Source organism: Galbitalea sp. SE-J8 (genome assembly GCF_030345695.1).
Lineage (GTDB): Bacteria > Actinomycetota > Actinomycetes > Actinomycetales > Microbacteriaceae > JAUASV01.
In genome coordinates this window covers 23,826-32,085 of record NZ_JAUASV010000029.1, presented here as the reverse complement: position 1 = coordinate 32,085, position 8,260 = coordinate 23,826, and the positions used below count along the sequence as shown (strand labels likewise).

Genomic DNA, 8,260 nt, shown 5'->3' with positions numbered 1-8,260 from the left:
GGCTCGCTCCGCTCGCGGGCACCCCGACCAACGACACCCCCCCGTCTCCTCCCCGCTGGTTGAGGAGCGCCCGAGCGCAGCGAGGACGCGTCTCGAAACCACCGGCGCGCCGACCGTCATGGTCTCGAGACGCCGGCTCGCTCCGCTCGCGGGCACCTCGACCAACGACACACACCCGCCCCCTCCCTCCGCTGGTTGAGGAGCGCCCGAGCGCAGCGAGGACGCGACTCGAAACCACCGGCGCACCGACCGTCACGGTCTCGAGACGCCGGCTCGCTCCGCTCGCGGGCACCTCGACCAACGACACACCCCGTGAGCGAGGACGCGACTCGAAACCACCGGCGCACCGGCCGTCATGGTCTCGAGACGCCGACTCGCTCCGCTCGCGGGCACCTCGACCAACGAATCCCTCCTCGACCAAGGACACCGCTTCTCGAGCAGCGCGCGGATCAGTCGGCGAACGGGGCCGCGCCCGTGGCGCGCTCGACGATCCGGGCGAGCGCCTCCGGCGTCGTCGTGTTCTCGGCGAGCCGGTTGGGCTTGCCGGCGCCGTGGTAGTCGCTCGATCCGGTGACGACGAGGTCGAACTCGTCGGCGAGTTCGAGCAGGCGCGCGCGTCCGTCATCCGTGTTGTCCCGGTGGCCGACCTCGAGGCCGGCGAGTCCGGCGTCGACGAGCTCGGCGATCGTGTCGCGGTCGAGCACACGCCAGCGGCCGTGCGTCGCCGGATGCGCGAGCACGGGCACGCCGCCCGCGCCGACGATCATGCGCACGCCCTCGAGGGGCGAGGGCGCGTAGTACTTCTCGTAGTACCCACCCTGCCAGTGCAGGATCGACTCGAACGCCGCGCTGCGGTTCGGCACGATGCCCTTCGCGACGAGCGCGTCGGCGATGTGCGGGCGGCCGAGCACACCGCCGTCGGACTGCGCGACGACCTCGTCCCACGTCACGTCGTAGTCGCGCGCGATGCGCTCGACGATGCGCTCCGCCCGGTGCAGCCGGCCGTCGCGGATGCGGGCGGTCTCCGCCACGATGCGCGCGTTGCTCGGGTCGAACAGGTACGCGAGCATGTGCACGCTCGCCGGGCCGAGGTTCGTGCTCAGCTCCATCCCCGGAACCACGGTGAGCCCCGTGCCCCGCGCGGCGCCGCGCGCCTCCTGCCAGCCGGCCGTCGAGTCATGATCGGTGAGTCCGACCGTGCCGAGCCCGGCCGCGACCGCCGCGCGCACGAGCTGCGTCGGCGTCTCGGTGCCGTCGGAGACGCTCGAGTGGGTGTGCAGATCGATCGGACGCGACGCGATCGGGCTGGACACGGGACCATGCTAGGGCGGGAGTGGTCCGCGCTTCCGGCAGCGGCGGGCAGCGGATGCCGCGCCCGGCACGCGACGCGCCGCCACGCCGCGCCCGGCACGCGACGCGCCGCCACGCGGCCCAAGCCCGGCCCGCGCCCGGCTCAAGCGCGGCCCGCGCGCCACGTCCCTCGCCCGCACTCGCCGCGGAGCACGGGCCGGCACCGGCCCGCTCCCCTATGCTCGTGGCGCCATGATCCGCCGCCTGCTCGACGCCATCGTTCCGGTCGTGCTCGCGGCGGCGCTGCTCGTCGTCGCCTGGCCGGGGGTCGTGCACCTCGAGCGGGCACCGGTCGTCGCGCAGGTCGCGTCGTTCCGCGCCGCGGCGGCCGCCGCCGGCGTCGCCCTCCTCGTGCTCGCGCTGCTCGTCGTGGCGCTCCGGCGACGCTCGCGGCGGCTCGCGGCATCCGTCGCCCTGGTCTGTGCCGCGTTCGTCGGCCTGCAGGCGATCGTCGTGACCGACCGCGGCACGGGCGGCGACCCGGCGGCCCGGCACGGCGACGGCCCGGCGGCGACCGCGGGCGACGGAGACCTCACCGTGCTGTCCTGGAACACGCTCGGCGGCGCCCCCGGTGCGCAGGCCGTCGCCGATCTCGTCGAGACGGAGCGAGCGGATGTCGTCACCCTGCCCGAGACCACCGAGGAGTTCGGCGCCGAGGTCGCCGGCCTGCTCGCCGCCCGGGGCACGACGATGCAGGTGCTGAGCACGGCGTTCGACCACGTCTCGAAGGCGCGCTCGACGACGCTGCTCGTGGGCGCGGACCTCGGCGAGTACCGCCTGGACGACGCGGCCGGCTCGACCGGGCAGCTGCCGAGCGTCGTCGCCGGGCCGGCGGCGGGCGGGGGACCGACGTTGGTCGCCGTGCACGCCGTCGCGCCCGTGCCGTCCGAACTGGCCACGTGGCGCAGCGACCTGGACTGGGCCGCGGCGACCTGCCGCGGCGACACCATCATGGCGGGCGACTTCAACTCGACCCTCGACCACTGGACCCACGAGCCGCACGGCGCCGGCGCCGGCCTCGGCAGCTGCCGCGATGCGGCGCAGCGGCGCGACGCCGCGGCGGTCGGCACGTGGCCGACGTGGGCGCCGGCGCTCGTCGGCACGCCCATCGACCACGTGCTCGCGACGCCGCAGTGGACGCCCGTCGCGTTCCGCGTGATCACCACGCTCGACGGCGCGGGCAGCGACCACCGGCCGATCGTCGCGACGCTGCGTCCGGCATCCGGTCGTCCCACCGGCGACGACGGATAGGGTCGCAGCGTGAAGCTGAACTGGCCGCTCGTCGGCATCGGGGCGGGCGCCCTCGTCACGGCGGGCATCATCGTCGCGATCGTCACGAGCCCGGGCACGACGCTCGGCGGCACCGGCATCCTCACGGTCGACCAGCTCGCGTCGGCGTCGGCGAGCCCCGCGCCGTCCGCGTCGAATGCGCCATCGGCGGTCGCCCCCGCGCTGCACACGGCGACCGTGCACCAGCAGAAGAACGGATGCTTCGACGTCGCCCTCGACGACGGCACCACCGCGTGGGCGGTCTGGCCGAGCGGCACGACCCAGGACGCCGACCACGTCGTGCTGGCCGACGGGGAGCGCCTCGGCGACGGTGACGCGCTCGGCGGGCCGTGGCGGGTGACGACGAAGTCCGACGTGCCCGCGCTCGTCGGCGGCGGAGGGCCCGCGAGCCTCGCCGAGTTCTGCGTCGGCGAGGACGGCCCCGTCGCGATCCTCGACGCGGTCACCCCGCACTGACCGCCCGCCGCGCACGTGCCGTGCTGACCGCGCCCGGCAGCGCGCCCCGCTCTGGGTGCGAGCGCGCACGCGCGCTGGGCCCGGCCGCGCCCACCTGCCCGCGGGAAGCGCGCACAATGGTGTGATGGCCGACTCCACCACTCCCACGCCACGCGCCACCTCGAACCGCTCCACGGTCCCCCTCGGCGACAGCTTCAAGTCGTACATCGCGAGCGAGTGGGCCGACCGCGCCGAGCCGCTGCCCGCACCCCGCGCGCAGGCGCCGTACGCCGCCGCGCGCCGGGCGCGCATCTCCGCGCTGCACGAGGGCCGTCGCCTCATCGTCCCGGCGGGTCCGGCGAAGGTGCGCTCGAACGACACCGACTACCCGTATCGCCCGCACTCCGCCTTCGCCCACCTCACCGGATGGGCGTCCGACACCGTGCCGGACAGCGTGCTCGTGCTCGAGCCCCGGCTCGAGCGTCGGGACGACGGCACCGAGCCGACGTACGACGGACACGACGCCACGCTCTACTACCGTCACCCGGCCGGCCGCGACTCCGACGAGTTCTACGCGAACCCCGAGATCGGCGAGTTCTGGATCGGACCGCGCCCGAGCCCGACGCACGTCGCCGCCGACCTCGCCCTCGCCACGGCCCCGCTCGCCGATCTCGACGCCGTGCTGCAGGCAGCGGATGCCGACACCCTCGTCGTGCGCACCGCGGACCGCGACCTGACGGACCGGATCGACGGCATCCGTCTGCTGGCAGCGACCGTTCCGGAGCCGTCCGCGCACGACGCTGCCGACCTCGCGTGGGACGGCGACCTCGAGCTCGCGCGCGACCTCTCCGAGCTGCGCCTCGTCAAGGACGACTACGAGATCGCCGAGCTGCGGACCGCGATCGCCGCGACGAAGCGCGGATTCGACGACGTCATCGCCGATCGTCCGGCGATCGTCGAGCACGCCCGCGGGGAGCGCCTCGTCGAGGGCACGTTCAACCGGCGCGCCCGCGCGGAGGGCAACGCGGTCGGCTACGACACCATCGCGGCCGCCGGCCCGCACGCGTGCATCCTGCACTGGACGCGCAACGACGGACCCGTCGCGCCGGGCGACCTCATCCTCATCGACGCGGGCGTCGAGGTCGACAGCCTCTACACGGCCGACATCACGCGCACCCTCCCGGTGAGCGGGGTGTTCGGCGAGGTGCAGCGGCGCGTGTACGAGGCGGTGCGGGAGGCGGCGGATGCGGCCTTCGCGATCGTGCGCCCCGGCATCCGTTTCCGTGAGGTGCACGCCGAGGCGATGAGGGTGATCGCGACGAAGACCGCCGAGTGGGGGCTGCTGCCGGTGAGCGCCGAGGAGTCGCTTCAGCCCGAGCACCAGTACCACCGGCGCTACATGGTGCACGGCACGAGCCACCACCTCGGGCTTGACGTGCACGACTGCGCGGCGGCGCGGCGCGAGCTCTACCTCGACGGCATCATCGAGCCCGGCATGGTGTTCACGATCGAGCCGGGACTCTACTTCCAGCCCGACGATCTCACGGTGCCCGACGAGTACCGCGGCATCGGCGTGCGCATCGAGGACAACATCCTCGTCACCGAGTCCGGCGCAGAGAACCTCTCGATCGCGATCCCGCGCACCGCGGATGACGTGGAGGCCTGGCTCGCCCGCTGACCGCTGGGCGGCAGAGGAGCGGGCCTCGACGCGCTCAGCCCGACTTCCCGGCGCGTTCGCGCGCGGCCCTGATCGCCTCGCGCTCGCGCTTGCGCGCCTCGCGCAGCTGCCTCTCCGCCTCCCGGCGGCGGTGCGCGGCATCCTTCACGCGCGGATCGCGCAGCACGGCCGGCGGTTCGGGCTCGTTCTCGGACGCGCCGGTTCCGGGCGCGGCCGGACCCGTGGCATCCGGCCGCCCGGCGAGGTGCGCGGCGATCCCGTCGAGCACGAGGCCGAGGCCGAACTCGTCGTAGGGCACGCCGTCGCCCCCGCCCGCGAGCACCCCGGCGACGAGCACGCGGTGCACCTGGGGAAGCGCCTCGGGCGTGATGAGCTCGGCGAGCAGGGCGGCGCCCTGGCGGTCGAGATCCGCGACGGACGCGCCGGCGTCCCGCGCCGCATCCGTGATCCCGCGCTCGATGATGCCGCTCCAGCGGGTCTGGGCGAGCACCGCGAGCAGCGCGTCGACCCGCTCGCGATCGCCGAGGGTCGTCTCGGCGAGCGCCGCGAGCCCCTCGTCCATCCAGGCCAGGTTGTTCGGGGTGACGGGCGTGCCGGTGATCGGCACGTCGAGCAGCCACGGGTGCTCGACGTACGTCGTCTGCTGGGCGCGCGCCCACTCGGCGAGGCGGGCGCGCCATCCGTCGTGCTCGCGCACGCTCTCGGGCGGGACTCCGACCGCGGCCTCCTGCATGAGCAGCACGAGGTCGTCCTTCGCGGAGACGTAACGGTAGAGCGCCATCGACGAGACGCCGAGCTCCGCGGCGATCGCGGACATGGAGACGGATGCCAGTCCCCCGGCGTCCGCGAGCTGCACGCCGACGTCGACGATGCGCTCGATCGACAGCTCGCGCTTCGGCCCGCGCTGCGGGTTGGCGGCGACGCCCCAGGCGAGCGCGACACCGCGCGGGAGTTCGGGTTCGGTCACGCTTGACAGCATAACTGCTTATGCCCTACACATGGTTGCGTACATCGTAAACAGTTTACGACGTAGGCAGAAAGGCTCTCATGACCGACATCATCGCCGTGAGCGGTCTGCGCAAGTCGTTCGGCACGACCGAGGTGCTCCGCGGCCTCGATCTGACCGTCGCGCGCGGCACCGTGCTCGCCCTGCTCGGCCCCAACGGCGCGGGCAAGACCACGCTCATCTCGATCCTCTCCACGCTCGTGCGCCCCGACGCCGGCACGGTCACCGTCGCCGGACACGACGTCGCGCGCGAACCCGAGGCCGTCAAGGCGGCGATCAGCCTCACCGGCCAGTCGGCCGCGGTCGACGACGTGCTCACGGGCGCCGAGAACCTGCGCATGATGGGCCGGCTCTCCGGCCTGACACGCTCGGCCGCGGCGCGTCGCGCCGACGAGCTGCTCGCCCGCTTCGACCTCGTCGAGGCGCGCGGCCGACGCGTCAAGACGTACTCGGGCGGCATGCGCCGGCGCCTCGACCTCGCGATCAGCCTGCTCAGCACCCCGCCGGTCGTCTTCCTCGACGAGCCGACGACGGGCCTCGACACCCGGGCGCGCGCCGCGCTCTGGGACATCATCCGGGACCTCGCCGCGACCGGCACGACCGTGCTGCTCACGACGCAGTACCTCGAGGAGGCCGACCAGCTCGCCGACCGCATCGCCGTGCTCGCCCAGGGCCGGATCGTCGCACAGGGCACGGCCGCGGAGCTCAAGGCGCTCGTCGGCGGCGAGGTCGTCTCGCTCGTCGACGCGTCGGGCGAGCTCGTGCGCGAGCTGCCCACCGACGGCACCGTCGAGGGACTGCGCGCGGCGCTCGACGCGATGGGCACGGATGCCGCCACGGCATCCGTTCAGCTGCGTCGGCCGAGCCTCGACGACGTCTTCCTGCACCTCACCTCCACGCCGACCGGCGCCGATTCCGACACCGACTCCCGCGGGCGCGAGCTCGCCGCAACGAAGGGCTGACCGAACATGACGACCGCACTCTCCCCGACCGCGCCGGCTCTCCTGCGCCGCCCGTCCAGGCTCACCACGAACCTCACGTTCATTTCACGCAGCCTCACCCACACCATCCGCACGCCCGACGCCCTCGTGATGGCGATCATGCTGCCCGTGATCCTCATGCTGCTGTTCACGCTCGTGTTCGGCGGCGCCATCCAGGGCGACGGCCACTACGTCGACTACGTCGTGCCGGGCATCATCCTGCTGTGCGCGGGCTACGGCGCGTCATCCGTCGCCGTGGACGTCGCGAACGACATGACGAACGGCATCATCGACCGGTTCCGCACCATGCCGCTGCGAGCATCATCCGTCATCACCGGGCACGTCGTGGCGAGCCTCGTGCGCAACCTCGTCGCGACGGGCGTCGTCATCGGCGTGGCGTTCGCCGTCGGCTTCCGACCGGATGCCTCCCCGCTCGAGTGGGTCGCGGCTCTCGGGCTCGTGGCCGTCTACATCCTCGTGATCACGTACCTGTTCGCGGCCGTCGGCATCGCGTCGGGCGGGCCCGAGGCGGCGCAGGGCTACGGCTTCATCCTCATGTTCCTGCCTTACGTGTCGAGCGCGTTCGTCGGGGTCGACACGATGCCCGCGTGGCTGCGTCCGGTCGCTGAGCACCAGCCGCTCACCCCGATCATCGAGACGATCCGCGGCCTGCTGACGGGCGGGGATGTGGCGGTCGACGGCGGCCAGGCGCTCCTCGCGCTCGGCTGGATCGCGCTCATCCTCGCGGTCGCGATCGTGTGGACGGCGCTCGCCTTCCGGGCCCGGGCCGGCCGCCGCTGACCCCTGCCCTCGCTTCCGGCCCGGTGTGAGGACGTTGTGCGCGCGTGAGGACGGTTTGCGGCGTCCTCACGCGCGCACAACGTCCTCACACGCGAATGGGGCACGCGGAATGGGGCACGCGGAATGGGGCACGCGGAATGGGGCACGCGGAATGGGGCACGCGGACGGGGCCGCGGGGGCGCGGGGCGGGCGGGTCAGGCGGCGTCGGGGCCGCCGAGCACGTCCTGGGCGCGCAGCAGGAGGTCGGGCGCGATGATCACCTGGTAGTTCGAGGCGAGCACCTGGTGCGTCGACGTGAAGTCCCGGTTGCGGCGGCCGACGGTGTACGAGACGAGGCCGAACAGCATCCCGAACCCGGCGCCGATGAGGATCGCCGCGAGCACGTAGCCGAGCCCTACGCTCGGGGAGAACAGCACGAGCAGGATCCCGAGGAACAGGCCGAACCAGGCACCGGATGCCGCCCCCGCGCCCGCCGCGCGCCCCCAGGTGAGCTTGCCGGTCACCCGCTCGACGGTCTTGAGATCGCTGCCGACGATCGAGACCTTCGAGACGTCGACATCCGCCTTCGCGAGGCGGTCGACGACCTGCTGAGCCTCCGGGTAGGTCTCGTAGGTGCCCACCACCTCGCCGCGCGGGAGCGTCGGCTGGGGGGCGGGTCGGCGCGCGAACGGAGAGGGGCTGGTCATACCCCATTCTCGCACCGGCCGCGCCGGCCGCACC

8 protein-coding genes are annotated in these 8,260 nt (G+C 73.7%); 5 read left to right on the top strand and 3 right to left on the bottom strand.

Annotation, left to right across the window (positions count from 1 at the left end; translation table 11 throughout):
* Positions 1–449: 449 nt before the first annotated feature.
* Complete coding sequence (locus QT381_RS14635; RefSeq protein WP_289249776.1) at positions 450–1,313, bottom strand: PHP domain-containing protein; 864 nt, start codon at positions 1,311–1,313, stop codon at positions 450–452.
* Between the two features lie 229 nt (positions 1,314–1,542).
* Here QT381_RS14635 and QT381_RS14630 point away from each other — a divergent pair, with 229 nt between their 5' ends.
* The 3 genes from QT381_RS14630 to QT381_RS14620 all read left to right on the top strand — a co-directional run bounded on the left by QT381_RS14630 (position 1,543) and on the right by QT381_RS14620 (position 4,753).
* Entirely contained in the window at positions 1,543–2,601 is a 1,059-nt protein-coding gene (locus QT381_RS14630; RefSeq protein WP_289249775.1) for an endonuclease/exonuclease/phosphatase family protein, read from the top strand.
* A gap of 9 nt (positions 2,602–2,610) precedes the next feature.
* Positions 2,611–3,096, top strand: coding sequence for a hypothetical protein (locus QT381_RS14625; protein WP_289249774.1), 486 nt, complete (start codon positions 2,611–2,613; stop codon positions 3,094–3,096).
* A 124-nt stretch (positions 3,097–3,220) separates the two neighbouring features.
* The gene (locus QT381_RS14620; RefSeq protein ID WP_289249773.1) at positions 3,221–4,753 is read left to right on the top strand and encodes an aminopeptidase P family protein; all 1,533 of its coding nucleotides are present in this window, start codon (positions 3,221–3,223) and stop codon (positions 4,751–4,753) included.
* Positions 4,754–4,787: 34 nt separating this feature from the next.
* On the opposite strand, the gene QT381_RS14615 is transcribed toward QT381_RS14620, so the two are convergent.
* Positions 4,788–5,720 carry a TetR/AcrR family transcriptional regulator gene (locus QT381_RS14615; RefSeq protein WP_289249772.1) on the bottom strand — a complete coding sequence of 311 codons (933 nt, stop codon included), beginning with the start codon at positions 5,718–5,720 and terminating at the stop codon, positions 4,788–4,790.
* An 80-nt stretch (positions 5,721–5,800) separates the two neighbouring features.
* Between QT381_RS14615 and QT381_RS14610 the strand changes: the two genes are divergently transcribed.
* Both QT381_RS14610 and QT381_RS14605 read left to right on the top strand, forming a co-directional pair.
* On the top strand, positions 5,801–6,721 hold the full coding sequence (locus QT381_RS14610) for an ATP-binding cassette domain-containing protein (protein ID WP_289249771.1): 921 nt from the start codon (positions 5,801–5,803) through the stop codon (positions 6,719–6,721).
* Between the two features lie 6 nt (positions 6,722–6,727).
* The gene (locus QT381_RS14605; protein WP_289249770.1) at positions 6,728–7,540 is read left to right on the top strand and encodes an ABC transporter permease; all 813 of its coding nucleotides are present in this window, start codon (positions 6,728–6,730) and stop codon (positions 7,538–7,540) included.
* Positions 7,541–7,734: 194 nt separating this feature from the next.
* Here QT381_RS14605 and QT381_RS14600 read toward each other — a convergent pair whose 3' ends face one another.
* On the bottom strand, positions 7,735–8,226 hold the full coding sequence (locus QT381_RS14600; RefSeq protein WP_289249769.1) for a YflT domain-containing protein: 492 nt from the start codon (positions 8,224–8,226) through the stop codon (positions 7,735–7,737).
* Positions 8,227–8,260: the final 34 nt, after the last annotated feature.